At 41.3% G+C, this 24,200-nt stretch carries 23 protein-coding genes and 1 riboswitch; of the genes, 8 read left to right on the plus strand and 15 right to left on the minus strand.

Features of this window, described 5'->3' with window-relative positions; translation table 11 throughout:
- Window positions 1-206: 206 nt before the first annotated feature.
- Window positions 207-1,181, minus strand: a complete 975-nt coding sequence (locus HRJ06_RS18040; protein ID WP_174734371.1) for a hypothetical protein — start codon at window positions 1,179-1,181, stop codon at window positions 207-209.
- Window positions 1,182-1,391: 210 nt separating this feature from the next.
- On the opposite strand from HRJ06_RS18040, the gene HRJ06_RS18045 reads away from it, so the two are divergent.
- Window positions 1,392-2,189 (plus strand): SGNH/GDSL hydrolase family protein, encoded by a 798-nt coding sequence (locus tag HRJ06_RS18045; protein WP_174734372.1) that lies wholly within the window; start codon window positions 1,392-1,394, stop codon window positions 2,187-2,189.
- 252 nt (window positions 2,190-2,441) lie between these two features.
- Here the strand turns inward: HRJ06_RS18045 and HRJ06_RS18050 are convergent, their stop codons facing one another.
- The 9 genes from HRJ06_RS18050 to HRJ06_RS18090 are packed head-to-tail and all read right to left on the minus strand — an operon-like array spanning window position 2,442 to window position 11,094.
- Entirely contained in the window at window positions 2,442-3,338 is an 897-nt protein-coding gene (locus HRJ06_RS18050) for an AEC family transporter (protein ID WP_174734373.1), read from the minus strand.
- 48 nt (window positions 3,339-3,386) lie between these two features.
- Window positions 3,387-4,292: a hydroxymethylglutaryl-CoA lyase gene (locus HRJ06_RS18055; protein WP_174734374.1), complete on the minus strand. Its 906-nt coding sequence runs from the start codon at window positions 4,290-4,292 to the stop codon at window positions 3,387-3,389.
- A 12-nt stretch (window positions 4,293-4,304) separates the two neighbouring features.
- Window positions 4,305-5,366: a tartrate dehydrogenase gene (locus tag HRJ06_RS18060; protein ID WP_174734375.1), complete on the minus strand. Its 1,062-nt coding sequence runs from the start codon at window positions 5,364-5,366 to the stop codon at window positions 4,305-4,307.
- A 4-nt stretch (window positions 5,367-5,370) separates the two neighbouring features.
- Window positions 5,371-6,036 (minus strand): GntR family transcriptional regulator, encoded by a 666-nt coding sequence (locus HRJ06_RS18065; RefSeq protein WP_174734376.1) that lies wholly within the window; start codon window positions 6,034-6,036, stop codon window positions 5,371-5,373.
- Window positions 6,037-6,061: 25 nt separating this feature from the next.
- Complete coding sequence (locus HRJ06_RS18070) at window positions 6,062-7,258, minus strand: CaiB/BaiF CoA transferase family protein (RefSeq protein ID WP_174734377.1); 1,197 nt, start codon at window positions 7,256-7,258, stop codon at window positions 6,062-6,064.
- 18 nt (window positions 7,259-7,276) lie between these two features.
- Complete coding sequence (locus tag HRJ06_RS18075; protein WP_174734378.1) at window positions 7,277-8,248, minus strand: asparaginase; 972 nt, start codon at window positions 8,246-8,248, stop codon at window positions 7,277-7,279.
- A gap of 12 nt (window positions 8,249-8,260) precedes the next feature.
- Window positions 8,261-9,526 (minus strand): TRAP transporter large permease, encoded by a 1,266-nt coding sequence (locus HRJ06_RS18080; RefSeq protein WP_174734379.1) that lies wholly within the window; start codon window positions 9,524-9,526, stop codon window positions 8,261-8,263.
- Complete coding sequence (locus HRJ06_RS18085) at window positions 9,523-10,017, minus strand: TRAP transporter small permease (protein ID WP_174734380.1); 495 nt, start codon at window positions 10,015-10,017, stop codon at window positions 9,523-9,525. The genes HRJ06_RS18080 and HRJ06_RS18085 overlap by 4 nt, the downstream gene beginning before the upstream one ends.
- Window positions 10,018-10,077: 60 nt before the next feature.
- Window positions 10,078-11,094 (minus strand): TRAP transporter substrate-binding protein, encoded by a 1,017-nt coding sequence (locus tag HRJ06_RS18090; protein ID WP_174734381.1) that lies wholly within the window; start codon window positions 11,092-11,094, stop codon window positions 10,078-10,080.
- A gap of 519 nt (window positions 11,095-11,613) precedes the next feature.
- Between HRJ06_RS18090 and HRJ06_RS18095 the strand changes: the two genes are divergently transcribed.
- Complete coding sequence (locus HRJ06_RS18095; protein ID WP_174734382.1) at window positions 11,614-13,134, plus strand: amidase; 1,521 nt, start codon at window positions 11,614-11,616, stop codon at window positions 13,132-13,134.
- A gap of 187 nt (window positions 13,135-13,321) precedes the next feature.
- On the opposite strand, the gene HRJ06_RS18100 is transcribed toward HRJ06_RS18095, so the two are convergent.
- From HRJ06_RS18100 to HRJ06_RS18110, 3 genes are all read right to left on the minus strand, one after another.
- Window positions 13,322-13,534, minus strand: coding sequence for a hypothetical protein (locus HRJ06_RS18100; RefSeq protein ID WP_174734383.1), 213 nt, complete (start codon window positions 13,532-13,534; stop codon window positions 13,322-13,324).
- A gap of 55 nt (window positions 13,535-13,589) precedes the next feature.
- Window positions 13,590-14,051 (minus strand): BsuPI-related putative proteinase inhibitor, encoded by a 462-nt coding sequence (locus tag HRJ06_RS18105; RefSeq protein WP_174734384.1) that lies wholly within the window; start codon window positions 14,049-14,051, stop codon window positions 13,590-13,592.
- 107 nt (window positions 14,052-14,158) lie between these two features.
- Complete coding sequence (locus HRJ06_RS18110; protein WP_174734385.1) at window positions 14,159-14,653, minus strand: hypothetical protein; 495 nt, start codon at window positions 14,651-14,653, stop codon at window positions 14,159-14,161.
- A 962-nt stretch (window positions 14,654-15,615) separates the two neighbouring features.
- Between HRJ06_RS18110 and HRJ06_RS18115 the strand changes: the two genes are divergently transcribed.
- From HRJ06_RS18115 to HRJ06_RS18125, 3 genes are all read left to right on the plus strand, one after another.
- Window positions 15,616-16,074 carry an OsmC family protein gene (locus HRJ06_RS18115; protein WP_174734386.1) on the plus strand — a complete coding sequence of 153 codons (459 nt, stop codon included), beginning with the start codon at window positions 15,616-15,618 and terminating at the stop codon, window positions 16,072-16,074.
- Window positions 16,075-16,326: 252 nt separating this feature from the next.
- Window positions 16,327-16,412, plus strand: a riboswitch (cyclic di-GMP riboswitch).
- An 86-nt stretch (window positions 16,413-16,498) separates the two neighbouring features.
- A complete protein-coding gene (locus tag HRJ06_RS18120) occupies window positions 16,499-17,920 on the plus strand; it encodes a DUF5667 domain-containing protein (protein ID WP_174734387.1) in 1,422 nt (473 codons plus the stop codon).
- A gap of 513 nt (window positions 17,921-18,433) precedes the next feature.
- On the plus strand, window positions 18,434-19,810 hold the full coding sequence (locus HRJ06_RS18125) for a YjiH family protein (protein ID WP_422392745.1): 1,377 nt from the start codon (window positions 18,434-18,436) through the stop codon (window positions 19,808-19,810).
- A 165-nt stretch (window positions 19,811-19,975) separates the two neighbouring features.
- On the opposite strand, the gene HRJ06_RS18130 is transcribed toward HRJ06_RS18125, so the two are convergent.
- Complete coding sequence (locus tag HRJ06_RS18130; RefSeq protein ID WP_174734389.1) at window positions 19,976-20,791, minus strand: undecaprenyl phosphate translocase family protein; 816 nt, start codon at window positions 20,789-20,791, stop codon at window positions 19,976-19,978.
- 368 nt (window positions 20,792-21,159) lie between these two features.
- Between HRJ06_RS18130 and HRJ06_RS18135 the strand changes: the two genes are divergently transcribed.
- From HRJ06_RS18135 to HRJ06_RS18145, 3 genes are all read left to right on the plus strand, one after another.
- On the plus strand, window positions 21,160-21,636 hold the full coding sequence (locus tag HRJ06_RS18135; protein WP_174734390.1) for a hypothetical protein: 477 nt from the start codon (window positions 21,160-21,162) through the stop codon (window positions 21,634-21,636).
- Window positions 21,637-21,661: 25 nt separating this feature from the next.
- On the plus strand, window positions 21,662-22,255 hold the full coding sequence (locus tag HRJ06_RS18140; protein ID WP_174734391.1) for a hypothetical protein: 594 nt from the start codon (window positions 21,662-21,664) through the stop codon (window positions 22,253-22,255).
- Window positions 22,256-22,457: 202 nt separating this feature from the next.
- A complete protein-coding gene (locus HRJ06_RS18145; protein WP_174734392.1) occupies window positions 22,458-23,054 on the plus strand; it encodes an MSMEG_1061 family FMN-dependent PPOX-type flavoprotein in 597 nt (198 codons plus the stop codon).
- Between the two features lie 348 nt (window positions 23,055-23,402).
- Here the strand turns inward: HRJ06_RS18145 and HRJ06_RS18150 are convergent, their stop codons facing one another.
- Window positions 23,403-23,969 (minus strand): transposase, encoded by a 567-nt coding sequence (locus HRJ06_RS18150; protein ID WP_174734393.1) that lies wholly within the window; start codon window positions 23,967-23,969, stop codon window positions 23,403-23,405.
- Window positions 23,970-24,200: the final 231 nt, after the last annotated feature.

A 24,200-nucleotide genomic window follows, 5' to 3' on the forward strand; every position in this document is an offset into this window, starting at 1 on the left:
TTTTAAAACATCAATATCTAGGTTAAACTGTAATTGAGTCATTATTATTCCTCTCTTCATTGTTATCGTGGTAGAAAACAGTGTTGCCAAGAGTGAATAAAATGACTCTTTCTTTTTACACAATTATATGGACTTAATCTACAATCCGACTCTTTTCAACTACTAAAAAAGCCAATGGGATCTGCCCCATTGGCTTTTTAGTCTCGTTATCGTGTAGTGATACTCCCTGCCATAATATATGGAACTGTGATTCTAGTCCCTGACACACTATCATAGGTATAAGTGTCTAATAGCGTTCCTTGTACTGTTACAATGCTGTCCACAAATAGGACGGGAGGATTGTCCAGAATTTCAACCCAGACGGAATTATCAGCATCATAGTTATTTGGATCAGATATATTTACTAAAAATGATTTGGAGGTCTCGGTCATTGCATAGGGATCGTTATCAATTACTTGAGTGACTTTGCCTGTAACCTGAATTTTTTCGCTCATATATGCGACATAGTTCTGTTTTAAATCTGTTGAGTTCACCGTTTTATAGGTTGTATCGTCGGGTGGTGCAGCAGCCTCAGGTTCTTGCTCTTCTTTTACCTCTTCTTGTACTTCAGCTTCTTTTTCTTCCTCTCCGGCCTCGAAAATGACACCAGGCATTGGAACTTGATTAGCCGATTGAATTTCGATTGAATAAGCATTTGGCTCGTTCCCTGCTGATAGACGAATGTGATCAGAGTCAGCGTACGCTCCCTGCATTTCCGCGAAAGACCCACCGAAGACCTGATCCGCAAGCAATTCGCTATTTGCAGTCTCATTAACTGAGGCATTTAGTACTAACCTATATTCATCGCTTGCGTTTCTTTCACGATCCTCTTCTTTGAATTCGAAAGCAACTGTAGCTCTTTCTTCTTCCATTTTAATTCCGTCAGCTTCTTTCACCATTGTACCTTCAACGTCGACGAGGGTAACACTATCAATCTCTGTCCCTTTTGGGAGATTAGAGGTGAAACCAGCCGACAGCTCGGATGTTTCTTCGGTAAAATTTAACGAAGTAAACGTAACTTCCAGCTGTTCTCGTTCTACAGCAGTTGCTTCTACTTCCTGATCTGGCTCAGCCTCACTGCTACACCCAGCTAAAATTAAAACGGATACCATTAAAAGTGCTAGATAATTGAAGTATTTCATGATGTTCATCTCCTTTCAAGGTTACATTTTTTATAAATATGTAATTAAATTGACATAAATAATATACTAACATAATATTTGCAACACTTCTATAAGTAGTTAGTTCAAAATATGTCGGAATCTATTAATCATCTTATACCAAGGATTTACAAGATTTTTACAGCCCCTTCGATATGATAGATTTTATAATATTGATAGGGGAGGAGAAGCATGAAGAGGTTTCTAGTTGGAGTTCTAGTCATTACGGCAACCGTGACGCTGGTAGCCGGGAAACAGCATTGGGATGAAAAGCTTGACTCTGTTTATACAAAAACGGAGCAAGCCGCTGTAAAAGTAAAAGCCGAAACTCAGGATAGCTCAACTGAGGAAATTATCCTTACCGCTGCCGAGCGAAAGGACGAGATAGCACATCTCACCAAAAATCTTCCTAATGAGCTTAAGAGCAAGTTTGCTGAGGCAGCACCTGAGAATCCGCTGCAACTCGCGATTCTCGGATCAGCCTCTACTTCCCTGCACGAAACAGCCTGGCCAAACCTATTAAAAAAAGACCTGCTAAAATCTTACGGTGAGAATTACATTACCATCACCATCCAGGAGATTAAACAGAAAACGTCTGCAGAGGTCGTAAAAGAGATGCTATACCAGGAAACAGCCGCTGCTAAGCCTGACATTCTCCTAATTGAGCCCTTCCTTTTGTATGACAACGGCAAAGTCACCATGCCCAATCGTTTAGAAAATCTAACAACGATGCTCAACGAGTTCCGGAATGCAAACAAAGATATTTCGATCCTGATTCAGCCAGCCAACCCAATTCCCGACTCATTCCATTACCCAAAAGAAGAATACGATTTAAAGCGCTTTGCCAAAAGAAACAACTATATCTACTTAAATCACTGGGGAGCCTGGCCTGATAAGCTTACAGATCACCTGACAAAGGATAATTTGCCGAATGAGGAAGGAAATAAGATTTGGGCTGGATTTTTAGCTAAGTACTTTATTAATATGTAAATAGGCAAAGCCAGTGGAGGCGCCCCCACTGGCTTTATTTGGGTGGTATGTAATTGTTTGGCTTTAGGATATTGATAAATGCAATTAATTGCTGAATACGTCCTAAAAATGATACGGAAATCAAAAATTGCGCCTATTCCCTTCTCCAACTGTTGTAGACCTAGTTACTAGAGAGAAACTTTATTCGTAACGGGCATTCTCTTTTGCTAGCCAGTTTATTGGCGAGGGGTATTGGCAATCGTATGTTTCTCTTTAATTTCCCAGAATTAAAAGTAAAATCGGCAGCGTTACCGTACTAAGAGCTGTCGTAAACAGTGTGCTTGCCGCGACCAAATCGGGTTCAGTATTAAACTGAAGTGCAAAGAGAGTCGTGTTTGCTGCCGTCGGCATAAACGAAGTAATGATTAAGATTGTTTGAATTAAAGGGTCGACCGGAAGCAAAAGGGCCATCACCGTCCCTATAATGGGGCTGACGATCATCTTCGTCCCTGCTGTAAAAACCAAATCTTTCTTGGATATCGACGAAAACGTAATAGTAGACAGCTGCATACCCAAAGTTAAGAGAATCAACGGAATGGTCGCGTCCGCTAAAAAGGAAACCGTTGAACCCGCAATCTCAGGAATCTTCCATCCAGACTTTTGAACGATGATACCAAGAAGACACCCATATAAAATTGGCATCGTCAGCACTTTTCGGATGGCTTCCTTTGTATTCATTCCTTCTTTGGCTCCCACTGCCGCATAATAAAGGCCAACCGAATTCATAAGAAGCGACTGGATGACCATCAAAACTACCGCGTAGGAAAACGCCGTCTCACCAAAGGCAAACAATATGACAGGCGCCCCATAATTTCCGGCATTCATGAACACACCAGCCAATACCCCAGCAGAACGCTGGGACTTTGAATACCCTCCAAAAAAAGATACAAGATGAACAAAAAGAATCATGACCAAGCATAGCAAGACAGCAAACAATGCCAAATAGCCATGTTCGGCTTTTAACGGATTTTCATAAAAAACACGAAATGCTAAAAAGGGATAGAAAAGATAAATAGCAACACCAGACAAGCTACGAATATCAAACGAAAACCGTTTTTGGGCAAAAAACCCAAGTAAAAGCACAAAATATATTGGCAATACACTGACCAAGCTAATCCCTCCCAAAAAAGAAAAAGGCAAAAAGAGATACCTTTTTGCCTAAAACGGTGACGGATGAAGTTCCAACCGCTTCCCTGCTTTAGCGACTTGACCAGGAGTCGCGTGTCCAATTATCTTCGGAAGTTCTCTGGCCAACGAGAGGATGTGATCAAGATCAACACTAGTCGTAAATCCCATGTTAGAGAGCATATGAACGACATCTTCGGTGCAGACATTTCCAGAAGCCCCAGGAGCAAACGGACATCCTCCAATTCCGCCAAGTGCAGCATCAAACCTGTCAGCCCCTGCCTCGATTGCATACAGGATATTGGAGAGCCCTAAGCCTCTTGTGTTGTGAAAATGAAGCGTAAGCGGGATTTCTGGAAAGCGCCTCTTGACTTCTCTCACCATGGCCTCAACTTGTGTGGGGTATGCCATTCCTGTTGTATCAGCAAGCGTAAAGCTGTTCATGCCCATGGATAAATACGAATCCACAATTCTAAGTATTCCATCCGAACTAATCTCCCCTTCAAACGGGCAGCCAAACGCAGTGGCCACTGTTCCGTTCGCAAGGACATTTGCGGACCTTGCCATCGAAATGATGCGGGAAAAAGAATCAAGTGACTCGGAATGGCTTCGGTTAACATTGGCGCGATTATGGGTGGCACTTGCACTCATGACAAGGTTCAATTCATCTACTGGTGATTGAAGCGCAAGTTCAGCCCCCTTTTCGTTCGGCACTAATACTACATATGTCACATTCGGATTTTTTTCGATCCCGTTTAACACCGCTTTTGCGTCTTTTAGCTGCGGGACATGTCTCGGTGAGACAAAGGATGTGACTTCGATTTTGGAAAAACCCGCTACGCTTAACTCGTTAATAAGGCGGATTTTTTCCTCTGTGGGAATAAATGAAGGTTCCATCTGAAAACCGTCCCTTGTGACGACCTCTTGAACATGTATCATTCTTCTTCCCCCCTATGAGCGCTTTTGTATGTTTTTCACGATGGCATCTGTTACTTCTTTAGTCGTTGCTTTGCCGCCAATATCCCCAGTTTTGATACCTTCTTGCAATACATCTTCAACCGCATCCAGCATAACTTGTGCGATTTCATCTTCCCCAAAGTGGTCAAGCATCATTTTTCCAGTCCAAATTTGCCCGATTGGGTTCGCGATTCCTTTCCCTTCAATATCCGGTGCTGAACCGTGAACTGGCTCAAACATTGATGGGTATTTGCCGTTTATATTAATGTTCGCGGCAGGCGCAATCCCGATGCTTCCCATAATCCCGGCCCCAACATCGGTTAAAATGTCGCCAAATAGATTACTTGCGACAATTACATCAAATGTATGAGGTTTAGTAACAAAGAAAGAGGCAAGAGCATCGATGTGCTGGCTGTCCGTTTTGACATCCGGGTACTGAAGAGCTGTTTCTTGAAACACTTCATCCCAAAAAGGCATAGAATGAACGATTCCATTTGATTTAGTCGCGCTGGTGAGAAAGGAATTCCGCTTTCTAGAAAGTTCAAAGGCATATTCCATCGCCCGTTTGGTTCCCTTTTTGGTAAAAACGTTATTTTGAATCGCAATCTCGTCATCCCCGCTATGCATACGTCCGCCCACTTCACTGTATTCCCCTTCGCTGTTTTCACGAACAACGATAAGATCAAAGTCACGCGGGTTAGCAAGAGGCGAGTCGATGCCTTTCATTTGTTTGGCGGGCCTGACATTAATAACTTGTTCAAAACCGCGCCGAATCGTTAACAAAAGTCCCCACAGAGAAATGTGGTCCGGAACGAGTTTGGGATTCCCGACGGCACCAAGGAAAACCGCATCAGACTGTGATAATGCATCAAGACCGTCCTTTGGCATCATCTCGCCTTTTTCAAGGTAATACTCACAACTCCAAGGAAATTCCGTGTAGTCAAATTTCAGTCCTCCATGAAGTTCCGCTACAGCATCTAATACCCGAAGGGCTTCTGGCATGACTTCTCTTCCAATCCCATCTCCAGGGATTACTGCTATTGTTTTTTTCTTCATTTTGTTACTCCTCTCCAAATACTGTCTTTAGATGTGCTAGGTCACACTGGATGTGTTCACTCATCAAAGCGGACGCTTTTTTCGATTCCCCCGCGAGAATCGCTTCATATATCCCAAGATGATCCTCCAGCATTTGACTTAACCGTTCTCCTCTTACTACGTTATAGGAACGGTAGAAGTGCGTTAGTGAACGAAGCTGCCTCAATTGTGCCTTCAGGCGGAGGTTTCTGCTTTTTTCTACAATAAAATCATGAAAATCGGAGTTAGCCTTGATGATCGCTTCCAAGTTTACTTCATCGCTTGTGATAAGCTGTTTCATCCTTTCGACCACTTCCGAGAAAGCTTCTTTTTCTTTTTCTGTCATTAATTCTGCTGCCAGACGGGCTGCAAGGGATTCAAGCATTTCACGGCATTCATAAATATCGATCAAATCCGAAACTGTTGGCTTATAAACAAAGAGTTGATTCCGTTCTCCCCGGACGAGAAGTCCCTCCTGCTCCAGCATCCGAATCGATTCTCGGACCGGACCTCTACTTACGTTGAGCTGGTCGGCGATGTGTACCTCATTAATACGCTCTTCTAACAAGGTATCTCCATTTAGAATCGATTCGCGGATCATTTCATATACTTGTTCATATAACGGTTTTGGTTTTTGAATGATGGCTTTCATCCCTTTACGCCGTCCTTTCTGGCCTTTATAGAATTCCTTTAGCCTTCAGCTGTTGAATTTTTTCAGCCGAGTAGCCTAAAACATTCCCAAACACTTCTTCGTTGTGCTCGCCAAGTTTTGGTCCGGCCCACTTTATATCGCCTGGGGATTCACTGAATTTCGGCACAATCCCCGGCATCTTTAGTTTTCCAAGGTCTTCAACCGGAACACTTTGAATCATCTCGCGCGCCTGGTAATGAACATCTTGGAACATGTCTTCAATGCTGTAAATAGCACCGGACGGGACATCAAAGGAGTCCAGGACTTCCAGTGCTTCCTTTAGCGTTTTCGTTTTCGTCCATTCTTCAATAGCTTCATCCAGCTCTTCGCTTTTTCCCGCTCGAAGATCATTGGTCGCATAAAGCGGAGATTCCGCCATATCATTCCGGCCGACCGCTTTCATCAGCCGCTTGAAAATGCTATCCCCATTTCCGCCAATCACGATATATTTCCCATCCTGGCAGAGATATGTATTAGACGGAACGATCCCTGGAAGGGTGCTTCCTGTTCTTTCACGTATATGCTGGAATTGATCATACTCCGGAACCATGCTTTCCATCAGGCTAAAAATTGCCTCATAAAGCGCAAGGTCAATAAACTGTCCTTTATTAGTTCCAAGCACGTCACGATGATAAACCGCCATCATGGCACTCATCACGGCGTAAAGAGAAGAAACGGAATCGCCAAGAGAGATCCCTACTCTTGTTGGCGGCCGGTCAGGGTAACCTGTTAAGTAGCGGATTCCCCCCATCGCTTCTCCAATACTTCCAAATCCTGGTTTTTTATTATAAGGCCCGTCCTGCCCGTATCCCGAAATACGGACCATAATCAGGCGAGGATTAATTTCTTTTAGAGTTTCATAGCCAATTCCCCACTCTTCAAGTTTACCAGGTCTGAAGTTTTCAATCATTATATCGGTCTCTTTGATGAGGTCTTTTATAATCTCTTTTCCTTCTTCTTGCTTTAAGTCAAGTGTAATGCTTTTTTTATTCCTGGCCTGCACATACCACCAAAGCGAGGTATCACCATGCATCTTTCGCCATTTACGAATTGGGTCTCCCGTTGCCGGCGATTCGACTTTAATAACGTCTGCCCCAAAATCAGCGAATATCCTTCCGGCAAACGGGCCGGCTATGAGGGTTCCAAGTTCCAATACCCGCAGGCCCTTCAATAAAGATGTCATATTTTCTCCTCCTTTCAATTAAGCAAAGTGGCTCTGGATCTCTTCCTTGCTACAACCCGCACGAAGCAAGACTGCCAGCTTGATTCTGGCCTTTTTGCTGTCATAGTCACTGCCGCTCAGCACACCACGGTTAGTTAGATCAAAAACACTTCCGGGGAAATCATACACATGGCGCACATCTCCTTCATACGCCCTTGTTGTAATGAGAACCATGATTCCTTCTTCAACCGCTTTTTCAATTTCTTCCATAGCAAGAGGGGATATATGTCCACGGCCAGATCCTTCTAACACTATGCCTTTTGCCCCTTTTTTTCGGGAAGCTTGAATAAATACGCCATCGCTTCCTAAATAAGAAGGAATAATGTCCACCCGTTCAACCGGGGAGGAAATTGGGAAGTATTCTCTTTCGGCCGGCTTTTGATACACTTTCACCGTTTCCTGATCCACTGTCCCGATGTAGCCGTAGCCATCTGAATAGAAACCTGCGATATTCGATGCATGGATTTTTTTTACGTAGCGAGCCGTGAAAATTCGTTCATTAAAGACAACGATAACCCCTGCATCCCTTGTTTTTTCACTTGCAGCCGCTAAGACCGACTGCTTGATGTTAACAAAGGCGTCCGTCCCCATCACATTGGGGCCCCTTTGAGAGCCCGTGATAATTACCGGGCGTGAATCATTAATCGTTAAATCCAAAAAATAAGCGGTCTCTTCAAGGGTGTCGGTTCCATGTGTGACCACAACCCCGTCAACTTCCTCTTGTGCCAGTTCCGTTTCAATGGCCTCTTTTAACGCCCAAAGCGTGTTCTCATTCATTTGATTGCTTGGAATTTGAAAGACCGACCGGACCGTAACATTGATATCATCTGGAAGTTCGCACATCGATTTTAATTCCTCACCTGTCAGCATACCTGATGTTAAAAGACCGGTCTCGGGGTTAAATCGGCTTGCAATCGTTCCCCCCGTGGTTAAAAGCGAAATGTTTTTCAAGTTTTTCCCTCCTTAGACAAAGAACGTTAATAGCTGCGGAACAAATATAAAGATAATCAAGGCAATGATGTACATGATAATATACGGAATGGTGTACTTAACGACTTGTTCAAATCGAATATTGGCGATGTTACTCGCGACAAACAAATTCAATCCAACCGGAGGTGTAATTTGACCAACCGCAAGCGCAATGACCATAAATACTCCAAAATAAAGCGGATCAATTTGAGCAGTCTGCAAGACCCCTACCAATGTAGGAACGATCAAGACAATTGCAGCAACATTATCTAAGAATGTGCCAAGAAGCATAAGCATCGCCAGGAGAATAAACATGATAAAAATTTTGTTGTCTGTGATGCTCATCATCATCTCCGCGAGTTTCCCCGGTACCTGTTCACGAGCAATGACGTACCCAAAAATATGGGCGGTTGCAATTAGGAACATAATCATCGCTGTGTTCTCAGCGGTTGTTTTCAAAATATTAAATAGCTTTCTGATAGTTAGGTTCCGATAGATAAAAAAGCCGACCACTAAACCATATAAGCTAGCAACTGCTGCTGATTCGGTCGGAGTAAATGCCCCAGAGTATATGCCGCCTAAAATGATGACCGGCATCAAAAGTGCAATCAAGCTGCTTGCGATTACCTTCTTCTTCTCGCTCCATGGAATTGGTTCTTCTTTTGGAAGATTGTCTTTTCTTGCGCGCAAATAGGTAATTGTCATAATTCCTAAAGCGAGCAGAAGACCTGGCACAATACCAGCCATAAACAAATCACCAATTGAGACTCCGGCTGTTACTCCGTATAACACCATTGTTAAACTTGGCGGAATAATCAGTCCAAGCACTCCGGAAGAAGCGACGACTGCTGCCGAGAAGCCTTTGTTATAGCCTTTTTCTGTCATGGATGGAATCATAATCGATCCAATAGCGGCCGTTGTTGCAGGAGCCGAACCAGAGATAGCTCCAAAGAAAGCCGATGCCCCCGTCGACACTTGAGCAAGCCCCCCGCGGTAGCGTCCAACCATAATTAAAGCAAGACCGACGAGTTTATTTGAAATTTTCGCTTCAGCCATAATGTTACCCGCTAGCAAGAATAGAGGGATTGCCATAATTGGAAACGAGTTTACCCCAGAAAACATCTTTTGCACCACAATTAAAAGCGGAATTTGGCTGCCACTAAAGACAAAGGCGGAAACCGAACCAAGAGCAAGGGCAATCGCGATCGGAACACCGATTAAAAGGAGTACAAAAAAGGCAATAAACAATATGGAAATCATTTTTCCACCGCCTCTTCATTTGAAGTTGGGTCTTTTCCTTTAAATTCTAAAACGATAGCTTCTAGCATATAAAGGATGCTAATAAAGCCTGCAATCGGTATCGACAGCGTGATATAGCCATTCGGTATCTGTGTTGCTGGGGCCAAATGGTTCATGCTGCTTTCAGTCAAATGGATTCCTTCAGTTAACAAAATCCAGGAAAATACGAGAATTAATAAATATGTAAGAATGCGAGCAGCCTTCTGCACGGCTTTGGGACACAGCTCAACAAAAAACTCAACAGCGATATGGGACCTGTTTCGAAGAACAACGGTTGCCCCAATCATCACCAGCCACACCATCGCAAATCGGGCAAGCTCTTCAGACCCTATTAAGGGTTTAGATAAAACATAACGAAAAAAGACCTGGGCAATCACAAGGGAGGTCATTACCCCAAGGAGGACCCCGGAAAGGTTATGGACCCAGCGGTTGACTTGATTTAAAAGCTTCATATTTTCCCCTCCTCATTTAAAGGGGGAGAAGGCCTTACACCTTCCCCCCTTCTTCTTAAATTAAAGGCCTTGAATTTTTTCAATGATGTCAGCGTTTAGTGTTTCTTTATAATGATCGTAAACAGGCTTAACGGCTTCTTGGAATGGCGCTTTATCCACATCAGTGATTTTCATGCCTTTTTCTTCTACTTCTTTCCACTGTGTTTCTTCAAGTTCATTAACAAGGTTCGTATGTTCAGTACCCATTTCTTTTGCAGTTTCTAAAATAGCAGTTTGGTATTCTTCCGGCAGGCTTTCAAGCTTTGCTTGGTTGATTAAAAGCGGCGAAGACAAGTGAATATGACCTGTTCTAGACACATAGTCTTGAACTTCATAGAACTTTTGCGTCAAAATGTGGGCAGGAGGGTTCTCCTGGGCATCGACAGTACCAAGCTGCAGGGCCGAATATAATTCCCCAAATGAAATTGGTGTTGGAGATGCGCCAAGTGTTTTGAAACTCTTGATGAACACTTCTCCTTCAGGAACGCGGATTTTAAGCCCATCTAAATCTTCTGGTGTTTTGATTTCTTTCTTGGAGTTCGTCACATGACGGAACCCATTTTCCCACCAGCCAATTACTTTCGCACCGTGAGGCTCTACTAGACTGGCTAAGTCTTCTCCCACTTCTCCATCAAGTGCTGTTCTCACATGGTCTGAATCTTGAAAAATAAATGGCAGGTTTAAAATCCCCATATCAGGAACCCAGTTGGATAATACTGTGTCACTCGTTAACACCATGTCTTGTGTTCCCGCCATTACTCCTTCAACGGACTCCATCTGATTTCCAAGCTGGTCAGATGGGAAAATCGAGATTTTAACTTTTCCGTCTGTCTTTTCTTCTACTTCCTTAGCAAATTTCTCACTAATTGTTTGGTAATGATGGTCAGGTGCTCCTGTATGGCCTAGCTGTAACTCATAAACTTTCCCGTCTTCCTTTGAAGCGCTTTCATTTCCTTCAGAAGATGAACCTTCACTTGAGCATGCTGCCAAAGCCCAAAGCATAGACAAAACCAAGATTATGCCGAATCCTTTTTTCATTTTTTCTTCCCCCTTTAGTATGTAATAATCCATTTGCTACTAACTGTTTTCAGTTTACTGTTTACTGTTAACAGTTAGTATATTCTAAATATTAGAATATGCCTGTCCATTTTGTCAACAGTTATCTAATAAACTACTAATAAGCAGGACTTAGTGCCTGGTCCCTTATCCACTTCCAAGTAATAGGTATGGGGAGGCTATTAAAGTAACCCCCAACTTAGTTACATGTCTTTCGATAAATGAAAATATTACTCGATAAACTTAAATTATTAGATATGTCCAAAAAGCCTTCCCAGCCTGCTCCAAGAATGGATATGCCCCCAAAAAAATGCCTATTAGAGTTATCTGTAAAAATGTTCAAAGTCATAATAATAAAAGCATGTTTCCCCTTATATTCCCAAAGAAATCACTCCGAGTGGTATTTATGTCTTCAACTCAAGCCTAATTTTTGCAATTGTACTGTGAAAATGAAAAATCCATTATAAAATAAAAGCAGTAAACTAGAGGAGGGTTCTATTAATGGAAGATAGCAAACTAGTAAATGAGCGGTTTCGGTATGAGGAAGTGACAGTGGATGAACTTAGAGCTGGGTACGAGCAAGGCGAATTTACAGTGCAAGAGGTCGTACAATCTTTCCTAAACCATATCGAACAGTACGAAGCTGCTTATAATGCCTTTACCTTTATGAACCCTGATGCGGTGGATGATGCGAAGAAAATTGACCGCTTGCGTGCAGAAGGTCAGGAACTTGGACTTCTTGCAGGTATTCCAATTGTCATCAAGGAAGCGGTGGATGTCGCAGGATTCCCTTCCACATTCGGCTGGGCTCCGCTCAGTAAAACAGCTGGCGGCATTGAATTGATACCAACAAAGGATGCAACGATTGTCACGAGGTTGAAAGAAGCTGGTGCAATTATTCTTGGAAAAACGAATATTCCTGCCTTCAGTTTTGCCTTTAATGCAAACACTAGCTGGGATGGCCCGACTTATAGCGCAGTAAATCGATTGCTTTCACCAGGCGGAAGCAGCAGTGGCACGGCTACGGCTGTATCAGGGAACTTCGCCGTTCTTGGTGTCGCTGAGGAAACGGCCGGCAGCATCCAGGTTCCAGCAGCAGCTCAATCATTAGTTGGGATTAAACCATCTTTTGGATTAATTCCTTCGAATGGAGTAACACCACTTGCAGGAAGTACCCGAGACGTTTTAGGACCACATGCGCGCACGGTTCGGGATGCGGCGATTATGCTTGACGTGATGGCTGGCTACTCGGAGGATGATCCAAAATCAGAAGCTGCAATCGGTAAAATCCCTGAAAAAAGATACCCAGCCTTCCTCAATGAAGATTTTCTAAAAGGAAAACGACTAGGGTTGTACGGACCCGGCTGGCGGACAGAGGAGCTTTCAGAGGAAACACAAGAACTGTATGCTCTCGCCATTGAAGAAATGAAAAACCTGGGAGCAGAGGTGATCACCGATCCGTTTGCCGGTTCAGGCCTAGCTGAATATATGAAGCCGGTACATGGGTTTTTAGGAATAGAGTCCTTTTTTTACGATCTAGAAAAATACTTTAAAAATATAAACTCGGATCTTTCCATTGAAGCTGTATTCCAGCGGGCAGGCGAAGTACCTTGGACGAAAAAAGGCCCTCTAGGTTTCGTCTTTGACCTCTTGAATCCCGAAACAGCAGCGGCAGATCCGTCCATAATGCCGGATTTGCACCAATTTAATGAGGTAAAAGCTGAATTGCAGCGTATCGTCAATCAGGTTATGGAGGACCATGATTTAGACGGTTTTGTCTATCCGCAAATGTCTAAACCGATACCTCCACTTAAAGTGGAAAATATCCAAACAACTACAATATCTGAAATCAATATCAGCGGTTTGCCCCTTATCACTGTTCCTGCAGGCTTTTATGAAACCGGATCACCATTCGCCTTAGCCTTTTTCGGGAAAATGTGGAGTGAAGCCGAACTAATCGGAATGGCATACGCTTATGAACAAGCAACTCAACATAGAGCAGCCCCAACATTAACCGAATAGAATAAAAGCGCAAGCGTATGGACTGGAGCACACCGACTTGAGATAAAGGAAACACGAAGAGCCGAAGCGATTCGATGTTGACTTATCAAAAGGAGGTGGGCGAAGTACACGAGTCGCTGGGCGCTGGAGCTGGATGAAAATAGGCAACCATAAAAAAACTCCCTATCCGAATTCGATAGGGAGTAATTTACTTTTTCTTAATAAACTCTGCTTCATCCTCGGAAATGGACACCCGAAGAGTATACCAAAACTCACCTGTATCCTGGTCGACGATCGGGTCAACCGATTCAATTCTCTTTGTATCACCGAATGACCTCAACCCGTTCTTAAGAATTGACACACGGATATCGGCGTCAGGTTCAAGTGTTTCCAGGATTCCCTTAAGATCTTTTACTTTCATACAAAATTCCTCCGCCAAACTGTATGTTTCAATGTCCTAGTCTCGAAACTGATGCTTATTCCACAGAGAACTCTTTTGACACTTTGTATTGCGGGCCTTCTTTTGGAGTCATCCAAGCTGAGAGAACGTATTCGCCTTTTTCAAGGTTCAATTCGTGAAGATTAATGTCATACGTCAATGCCTCGCCCTGCTTTACTGTTTCTTCTCCTAAAGCCTGTAAAAAGGAAGCTACGCTTGAAAACAGAAAGAGCTCTTCTCCGTCTTTTGTTTCGACCGAATAGTCAAACCGCTGCGAACTCGTAAATTCAAGTGTCACTTCTTCTTCCGTTTGATTTTTCACTTCATACTGGAATATAAGCGGGCTTTGCTCTGTCAGACTTGCAGCCATTTCTCCTGCCACAATCCCTTCACCGCCGCCATTTGCTGCATCTTCGGAATCGCTAACTGGCACCTTGTTTCCCGTTCCGCAGCCTGCCATCAAAATCCCCAGCAGTAAGATCATCAATATTTTTTTCATCGCCTAACCACCTCCTGGTGATTTCGTTAAAATTTTATCTTCACCCTATTAGTCGCGGAAAAGCCTTTAAAAGTTACAGACCTAGGTGTACCAAACATTTCTTTGCTTCATTGTTTTCTTATATATTCATATAATAGCTCTTTAAAAATAGCATTTAGATCTTTGGCCTTTTGTTTTTTGAGCCATTCTGCCTGGTCAATCGGCAAGTTCAATTTTAAAGTGACTTTTTCATTTGGCATTTCAACTTTTCTTATATCCGCCAGCGTAATGCCCTCTTCCACATTTGGAAAAACTGAATCATTTTCGTTCACCCTGTGAAAATCTTCGTAATCCTCTGTGTCATCAAGATCACAAAATAAATTAAGCTGAGGCAGCTCCCCCGGCAAGGTTTTCAGATACATAAACGAACTGATTAACCTGCCATCATCCATTTCTATTTCTACGATAAGGCTTTCCCTATCTTTATATTTTTTAAAAGTAATCTCACTCACGATGATATCTAGCACTAAACTGCTTCCAGATGTTGAGTCAAATATATAGATTGCACTATTAAATACATAGACACTCTCACCATCTATTGTTACGGATTTAACGCCAATCATATGCTTTCCCCCATACAGTTAGTAATCGATTACTAACATCTTACCACTGTAGCAATAGTTATTAATAATGTTTGTTTTTTAAATAAACAAGGTTATTATCACGATAATGAGATTGTCACTACTTGGACACAGGTATGGCAATAAACCAGATTTTGTGACGCAAAAAACTCTTTCTATGAATCATAAAACAATTTAACTGATTCATAAATCCTTTTTAATGATTCATAAAAGTTAAATCGAAGTTCACAAACCGTCGTTTGAGCATGCTATACGCTCCTTTTTCGTAAAAAGAACGTAGGCACTTAACAAAATCAGTCTAAAATTCCTCATTACAGGTTTACACACCATTATTTCATTACAAAAGTAGAATTGTTCCTTTTTTACGCAAAATATTTCTCTGTTCCTACTGTGCCTGCTTCTCAAAAGTCAATAGCAAATAGGTAAATTTACCTATATCGCTATATTAATATGAACCTTTTGTAGATATTGTCAAACATTGTAGATTAAAGTGGGAATCATTCATAAAATATCATTGCAAGACTTTATCCAGCCTTCTATAAAGGTTTTTTAGAGAAGGATTTCGGGGGGATGCGAGTCAAATTGAATGAGCATTTTAAGTTTTATGTTATTTTTTAGTCGAGCGCAGTTGCTGCAGGATCATTCCCGGAAGGAACTAGCTTTGCAATACTTCCGAGATAGACTTACATTAAAAATTACACTTTTTAAAACATTTATGAAAATTGAGCAAGTTATCCCACACAGTATACCGTTTATGGAGAACCACCTCATTCGGGGTGGTTTTCTGCCAGTCAAATTAACTCTTTAGATCCCTCGGAGCATCTCTTTTATAGTTTACTCCTTCACAAATCATCTACAGACTCTCACATAATTGTACTGTAATATGCAGAATAAGATAAACTTCCAGACTGTCATCAAATGAGAATGAGAAAGGAGTTTTGAATGTGCCAAAAACTACATTTAAAGCGTCTGCACATTTGCAGGAAGGTGTACAGGTAATAGCCCGATCCAGAAATTTCGAATTCATCATTGATGAGCCGCAAAGCTTAGGAGGAACAGATACAGGGATGAACCCGGTAGAGGCTGTTCTAGCTGCTTTAGGAGCCTGCCAAGCGATTGTCGCTCGAGTGTATGCCAAGAAATTTGATATCCAGTTTGATGATCTGTGGGTTGAAGTTGAAGGAGACTTAGACACGGACGGTTTTATGAACATTTCAGACGTGCGAAGAGGTTACTCAGAAATTCGGTACAACATTCACATCGCAACAGATGCCTCTAGAGAACAGGTTTCAAAGTTCATTGAGTTTATAGAAAATACATGCCCTGTAGGAGATACAATAGCAAATCCAGTTTCCCTAAAGTTAAATGAGATTGTGATTGAAAGACTTAACTTGAAAGCTTAACGGCAAGAATAAAAATCTCCACTTTATCCAAACAACCAATCCTAAAGACCCGCTATCAATCCCTCATAGCAGGTCTTTTAATTTTGTCTGCCCCCTGCCTGTGAAACAAGATTAATCGGGAAGTGACAGGCACCAACCTAAGTTTTTTGAATTTTCGACAAATAATAATTTAATCCTATTTTTTCTATTAAATTTAGTGTATATTTATTTTAGCGAATGATGGACGGGAATTGAGTTTTAAGATCGTTCCTCATTTGAAAAAGGCAAATCTATTGAAAGATAGAGACGCAAAGTCACAGACCTACGGTGAATTCACTATTGGTGGCTGGACTACCAAATGAAGAATCGAGAAAAGACTCAAGTTTATTAGAGTTGACTCAAGATTCTTCCTTTACTACGAAAAAGTATTAGGGAGGGTTTTTTTATGGAAAAGAAACTGGCTACAATCAAAAAGATTCGTAATGTTCTAGCTACAGGTGTCGTTGCTTCGGTTTTTACTTTTTCTACTGGAAGCCATGCTTTTGCAGATGAAAATGAGACACCAACGGATTCCCAGGTCGAAGAAACAGCTCAATCAGACGACATAGTTAATGGTGATGATTCAGCGGTAGAGTCCTCAGATCAAACCGAAACTTCTCCGGAAGATGGTTCTGCTGAGATCCCAGAAGCCGAAGAAGAAGCTGCAGATGTAGATTCGGAGGTTCAAGATGATTCAACCTCTTTACTGCCTGGTGACTTATTTTATTTCGCGAAAAAACTAATGGAAAATGTTCAGCTTGCCTTAACATTTGACGGAGAAAAAGAAGCTCAATTGCTTGCTTCGTTTGCTGAAGAACGTATCAAGGAAGCTGAGGCATTGTTTGCTCAAGGTGAAGTAGAATTAGCAAGTGAAGTTCTTCAAAAAGCCATTGAACAACAAGAACTTGCGTTAGCAAAATACACGGCATCAGATCAAGAAGAGGGAAATACTGATGAAGAACCGGCAGTTGAGGATGATGATAAGGGTCTCCCTACTGACGGTGACACTTCACAAGACCAAGCTCCAGTTGATTCCATTCGTGCAACGCTAGAAGCAAAATTAGCTGCAAACCTATTATCCTTGCAAGCTGCTCTGGAAATGGTAGAAAACCCACAAGCTAAAGAGGCTTTAGCTAAAAATATTGTTAAAGCACAAGAAAGATTCGAAGAAAAGGTTAACAAAAAGCTAGCTAAGCTAGAGGAAAAAGAGCAAAAGGCAAATGAGAAACAGGCTGAACTTGATGCAAAGCTAGCATCAGGCAAGATAAATGAAGAAGAATATAATGAAGAGCTGGCTGAACTGAATGAAGAGTTAGCTGAGGAAAAAGAAGAGCTTATTGAAGAAATCGATGAAGAGGCTGACGAAGCTTTAGAAGATGCACTTGAAGCAAATGATGATAAAGACGAAGAGAAAGTTGATGAGTCCGATGTTGAAGGTGACGAAGGCGAAGATGATTCTGACCGTGACGACGAAGACGCCAGCAAAAAGGCTGAAGAACAACAGCGTGAGGCTGTAAACAAACAAGAAGAAGCGTCTAAGAAGGCCGAACAGCTCAAACGTAAAGAAGCAGCGAAGCAAGTTGAGGAAGCTAAAAAAGCTGAAGAAAAGCAGCTTGAAGAAGCCAAAAAGCGTGCTGAACAAGATCGGGAAGTTGCAAAGAAGTTAGAAGAAAAGAAACGTGAAGAAGCAAAGAAACGCGCTGAACAAGAACGCGAAGCTGCAAAGAAACAAGAAGAAAAGAAACGTGAAGAAGCTAAAGAACGTGCTGAAAAAGAGCGTGAGGATCAAGACCAAGAAGATGATGATGAGGATAACGAGGACGAGTAAGGTATTGCTAAGAGTAGGAGCTTCAAGCCTACTCTTTTTTTATATAACTAACAGCATTTTGACTATGCACCTTCACCAGAAAAGTTTAACAGAACCACTTTTTTAATAAAAGAGAGGGCACTTATACGGATAAGAGCCTGCCCCCTTCCTGTGAAACAAGATTAATCGGGAAGTGACAGGCACCTATCCAAAAATGAATACTATTTAAAAATAAATAGTGTTTATTTATGCTACTATGTATGGTGTGAATCTATTATTTTATCCAAGAATGAATAAGCTGGAGAGTTTGGACCTGTCTTTTATTATGGAAGCTATATAAAAATTAATAGTTTGACTAAACTCAGGACCACAACAGGACGGCTTAGTTCGGTATAGTCTAAAGATTCTAATATTGCAGAATACAAATTAAACTTGGCACAGAACTTGCAACTACCCAGATAGAAAGAGTTTATCCATCAACAACTAAGAATATTTTCGAGAAAGGGATGAAGATTATTGGAAGTTCAAAGGAAAATTCTATTTGAAGAGGAAGCTCCTCATCAGCGAGAAACATTTTCACTCGCAGATAAGTTAAAGTTTATTATTCCCTCGCTGTTTGGATTGTTTTTGTTTTTGGTACCTGTTCCTTTTGACGGGAAGTGGACAATTGGTGTAGGCATTCTTGCAGAAAGTGCCCAGGCTGTCTTTAACTCCTACTTACCTCAGTTTATGACAGCGGTTCTTTTATTATCTGTTGTGCTCTCACTTGTAGGAAGCATTATGAAACCGGCCTGGATAACAAGCTCAAGGTTTTTAAATGATTTATTTAATGTAACCGGATTCTGGATCGCCATGCGATTGATTGGCTCCATTTTTGCGATAATGACATTAAACCAGCTTGGGCCTGAATTTATCTGGTCTGATTTTACCGGCGGAACTGTTTTATACTCGCTCGTTCCGGTACTGACAACATGGTTTTTATTTGCAGGTCTATTGATGCCGCTGCTGCTTAATTTTGGACTTATGGAATACATAGGAACAGTAGTCCGGAAGATCATGCGGCCTCTATTTAAACTTCCTGGCCGTTCGTCCATTGATGCAATTGCATCGTGGATGGGAAGTGGAACAGTCGGTGTACTGATCACAACGAAGCAATACGAAGAAGGATATTATACGAAGCGGGAAGCAGCAGTTATCGCAACAAATTTCTCTGTAGCTTCTATAGCGTTTAGCCTCGTTGTGATCAGCTTCATCGGCCTCGATCATTTATTTGTTCCGTTTTATTTGACTGTAGTTGTTGCAGGCTTGGTTGCAGCAATTGTCTGCCCTAGGATCCCGCCGCTATCACGCAAGGAAGAAACGTATTACGAGCCGGTTGGGAAGCAGATCTCTGAAGACGTTCCTGAAGGCATTTCCCGTTCACAGTGGGCCTATGACCTGGCTGTCGGAAAAGCTCGTGAAGTTAAAAGCGCTAAAAAAGTAATTGTAAGCGGATTCCAAAATGTTCTTGATATCTGGTTTGGGTTAATCCCGCTTGTTATGGCACTTGGGACAATCGCGCTTATTCTAGCCGAATTTACTCCTGTATTTGACTATCTTGCCTATCCGCTCGTTCCGGTATTGCAGTTGCTTCAGCTTCCAGAGGCACAAGCAGCAGCTCCGGCAATGCTTGTCGGATTTGCGGACATGTTCCTTCCGGCGGTTGTCGGCGCATCGATTGAAAGCGAGCTGACACGGTTTGTTATTGCTGCAGTTTCTTTGACACAGCTGATCTACATGTCCGAAGTAGGCATTTTGCTGCTCAAATCAAAAATTCCATTGAATCTCTTAGATCTGGCAATCATCTTTATCCAGCGTACAATCATCACCCTGCCAATCATCGTCGTTATGGCACACGTATTTTTCTTTTAAATTTCAAAACTGACGTAAAGAGTCACCGCAAAGCATCGCAGCAAAAAAGGCAGTCTAAAAAGAAAATAAAAAGGAAGGTGCCTGGTAAACTCGCACCTTCCTTTTTGTATATTCAGGCTACTTACATTACCTACAACTGTAAAAGAACCTCTTCCTTTACCGCTTTTAATTTCTTTCGGCTTTTCCAAGCAAGTAAGCCGCGGCATAACCACAGACCAGAGCTATTATACTAATAACCATAAGCAGTCCATCAGCGGGCCACCCAGGGTAAACCACAAAAATAGAACCGACGACAAAGCCCGTAACAACCGCGTATGTGGCTGTCCGGTAGTGATTAAACAGATATCGAATCAGCTTGCTTGTTAATAAGAGGCCAACCACAATTCCTAAGCCAACAATAATAATAATCGGCATATTAAAAGACTTAATCGCATCGATAACCGTCACATAAGCACCTAGTAATAAAAGCACCATTGAACCGCTAATACCTGGGAGGATCATTGCTGAACTTGCTAGCCACCCGGCAAAAAAGAGAAAGAGATAATCTTTCCACGCTAAATTGGTCATAATCGCTGCCTGCTCATCCCCTACCAATCCTGTAGCTGCAACAGCAATGGCCGCTATAAGCAGCAACAAATAATGAATTCCGCCAAATGTCTGTTTATAATCAGCTTCGACCATTAGCACAGGGATAATTGCCAGGATGAGACCGAGGAAAAAGAAAAAGGTCGGCTGCGGGAATGCTTCTAGCAGCCAGCTCAACAGATGGCTTAACGTTAAAATCGCCAATCCTACTCCAATCCCTACAGGAACCAAAAAGATGACATGCTTCTTCCATTCCTTCGTTAGCACCCCGTTAATGGCCTCAATTAATCTTTCATAAATACCAACCAATAAGGCGATTGTGCCTCCACTAACGCCAGGAACAACATCACTTGCTCCAATCATCATCCCTTTAAAAATATTCCGCCATTCAAACACAAACTCAACCCTTTCCGTACTTGATCATTCTTTATTAGATTACCATAAAAGCACCCAAAACAAACAAAAAGACAATGCCCTCTAAGTCGGAAAAGTTAACTGCAATTCAAATACCACTTAGCAAACTAATCCGTACATAAAAGAATACAAATAATTACTTCGAGAAAAACAACTCCCCTACTCTCTTTAAACACCAAGTTTTTCTTGTATTTTTAAAAAGTATTCATTAGTATATATTCATAGAATACAAGAAGAACTTTCCGATATGAAGTATAAATGGAATACATATAATAGTAACCGCCGGTAATACAGATTTGCAACTAGACGTATCAGTATAAGTATTTTATATAAAAGGAGTTTGTTGAACAATGATGAATAGCCAAATTAGTAATGAACAACTTTTTAGCGAAGTAATGTTTGGGTTAAAGGAAGGAAGGATTATTACTGAGGCGATTAGTGCTGTTAGTGAAAAATACAATCTGAATTTTGGTTCTACAAAATCACGCTGGTATAAAATGATTAAAAATGAACCGTTCTCAAATCATTATCAAATCTATCTAGAGAGCCAGTCAGCACTTTCCTTAAACGAAACACTTCCCTATCAATCTGACACAACTGCAGAAAAAATGTCTGATTTTAGCGTCCGTGAACATGAAACCCTTTTAAACCTTTACATTAATAACTTTAATAATTTCTATCAACTCATCAAAGATAAGCCCGATCTATTATCAAAACTAATAGTGGTTCAAGAACATCAGAAGGAGATTAATAACTATCAAAGTCAACTTGTGAAGTATGAAAAGGTTTATCAGTTAGCTAAACAGATGGAAGCTGCAGTTAAATAACATAAAGATGAAGGAGGAGTAGCGAGTGGTTAATAGTCCACTAATGGAAATAGAAGAGATAAAAAAGCTGAATATCCCAAATGAATTGATCGTATATCTAACAGAAAGCACTCGTATAGCTGATAAACTATATGTATCTGTATTAAAAGATGTTGAAGATTTATATTTGCTTTATTCGAACTTATATCATTTTAAAATCTCTCAATTTTGCAGCTGTGCACTGAACTGTATTGAAAGAGTGAATAAAATTGATACTTTTCACTTTTTTCTTAAGAAAATTCTGGATGATAACCTCGACTTAACAGAAAAGCGTTCTTTAGATAACGAGCAACTTTCGGGTGAATTTCTACAAATTAAAGCAGATAAATTTGAAAAAACCAGCAAAGAAGCGGTACAAGTGTATATTGATCTGGTCGATAATATGTATCATAACAAAAAGATAGATGATTTTTCTCAAGTTTATAAGGCATTTGGAAAGTTAGAGCTGTTGTTAGAACTGAACTATAACGAACTTAACAAAAAACTGTTGGACTCTGGCCGTTTAGTTTTAGAGGAGTACGTTAACAGTCAAAAGGAACAAGATAAATTACTTGTAGAAACAGAAGCAAAATTTGGATGAAAGAAAGCTTGAGTTATTTCACTATCAACTCAAGCTATTCCTCTTGATTGGTCCCCTAGATTTCTCAGAGCCCCTAGGTATAATTTGCATCGACATGACAGGGCCTGACACTTAACACCATAAATCATATATCTATAAAGGTAAAATAATGATATCATTGATAGTAATTCTCACTAGAACAGGAAGAAAAGAGGTTACTTTTATGAGTGTCATAGACTTTTCACAGGGAGCAGTGAATTCAGAAGATGAACTCAGAGAAATTGCTGGGGTTCCACACGAGTTTGTCGTTAAGAAGACCATTCCGATTATCGATGATCATTGTAAAAATTTTATAGAGATGTCACCTCTTTTGTTTCTGGCTACATCTAATGCTGAAGGAAAATGTGATGTTTCACCGCGCGGCGATAAACCAAGTTCTGTTGCCATTTTAAACAAGCATCAACTCGTTATCCCAGACCGGCCCGGGAATAGACGGCTTGATTCGATTATGAATATTTTATCTAACCCTCAAATAGGTCTGATCTTTCTGATTCCAGGATTAAATGAGGTACTGCGGATAAATGGAAAAGCAACGATTATTAAAAATCCAGAAGTATTAAATAAATTGAGTTTGAAGGATCGGCCGCCATCGCTTGGTATTGGAGTCGATGTTGAAGAATGTTTTATCCATTGTCCCCGGGCTTTGAAAAAATCAAAAGTTTGGGAACCAGAGTCCTGGCAGGATAGCGAGGCTATGCCTTCGGTTGAGGAAATATTTCATGCTGCTTTGAGGTTAAATGGAGTCGAAATAAAGAAATAACTGGATGAGTTGTAATTTTATAAAATACAAAAAACCATCGCTTTAAAAAGGAAGTTCTTTCACGAGTTCTTTCACTTGAACGATGGTTTTTTACTATAGGTGCCTGTCACTTCCCGATATTTGTCGAATTGCAACAAAGTATATCCTCACTACTATTTTCGAGGTGTAATGAATCTATAAATGAAGATTCCTATTCTATAGTGGTCTCCCGGGTTACTTCTTACTTCATGTTCTCCCGTTAATAGCCTTACCAGCAACAGCTCACGCGCCTAAGTTTCCGTCTGGTTTTAAGACTTAACTCCCCATCTTCATTCACTTCCCAATGAAATAAAAACCTATAACCTTAGTTCAACTTTCGACACCGTTCGAGGAGTGACAGGCACCACAATAGGTCTTCCGCTTCTGCTCCTCATTCCCTTCATAATAGTCTAGTACACTGGCTATATTCACGAAACTCAGCTGATTTGGAATTAGGGGATATTTATATAGGCTATAGCTGCTCCATGGGTATTGTTCTGGATACTGGACGATACCAGCTGTTACAGGGTTCAAATGGATGTACCTGCTGACTTCAATCATCCCTTCTCTTCCTAATAGGATTTTGTCAAAAAAGCGTTTTTCATAGACATGCCCAGTTAGATCATATTTGGTATTGTAATAGTCTGCATATCGTTTATTGAGAAGCGCCATGAACTTGGAGTGCGAAATTTGGAGGGATCGGAGCTGAAGGTGATAATGGTTCGTCATTAAACAGTAGGAAGCCATATCGAAGGGGTACTTTTCATGTAGCTGCTGGAGTATATAAAGAAACGCATTAAAGTCAGTTGAATCTCGAAACAAAGGATCGCGCCTGTTCCCCCGGCAAACAATATGATAGAAGTGGCCCTCAATCCATATTCTTCTCAAGCGCGTCATTTAGAGTAACACCTCCCTGAAAAAGGGGATTGGGATACATAACTAGAACTTATTAGGCATTTTTTCATTAAAATAACCTCCATCCTCATTTATTTATTTCTTCATTAATCTGGGACACCAAGACGATAGGAAAGGGCTCTTTCAAGGGGGACTTCGAGTTGCGGAGACAAGGCATTCTACTGCCTACTTAGAACGGTTCGACTCCTTCCAACAAAACCCTTCAAAAGGTCT

Source organism: Mesobacillus harenae, assembly GCF_013343715.1.
GTDB lineage: Bacteria > Bacillota > Bacilli > Bacillales > Cytobacillaceae > Mesobacillus_A > Mesobacillus_A harenae.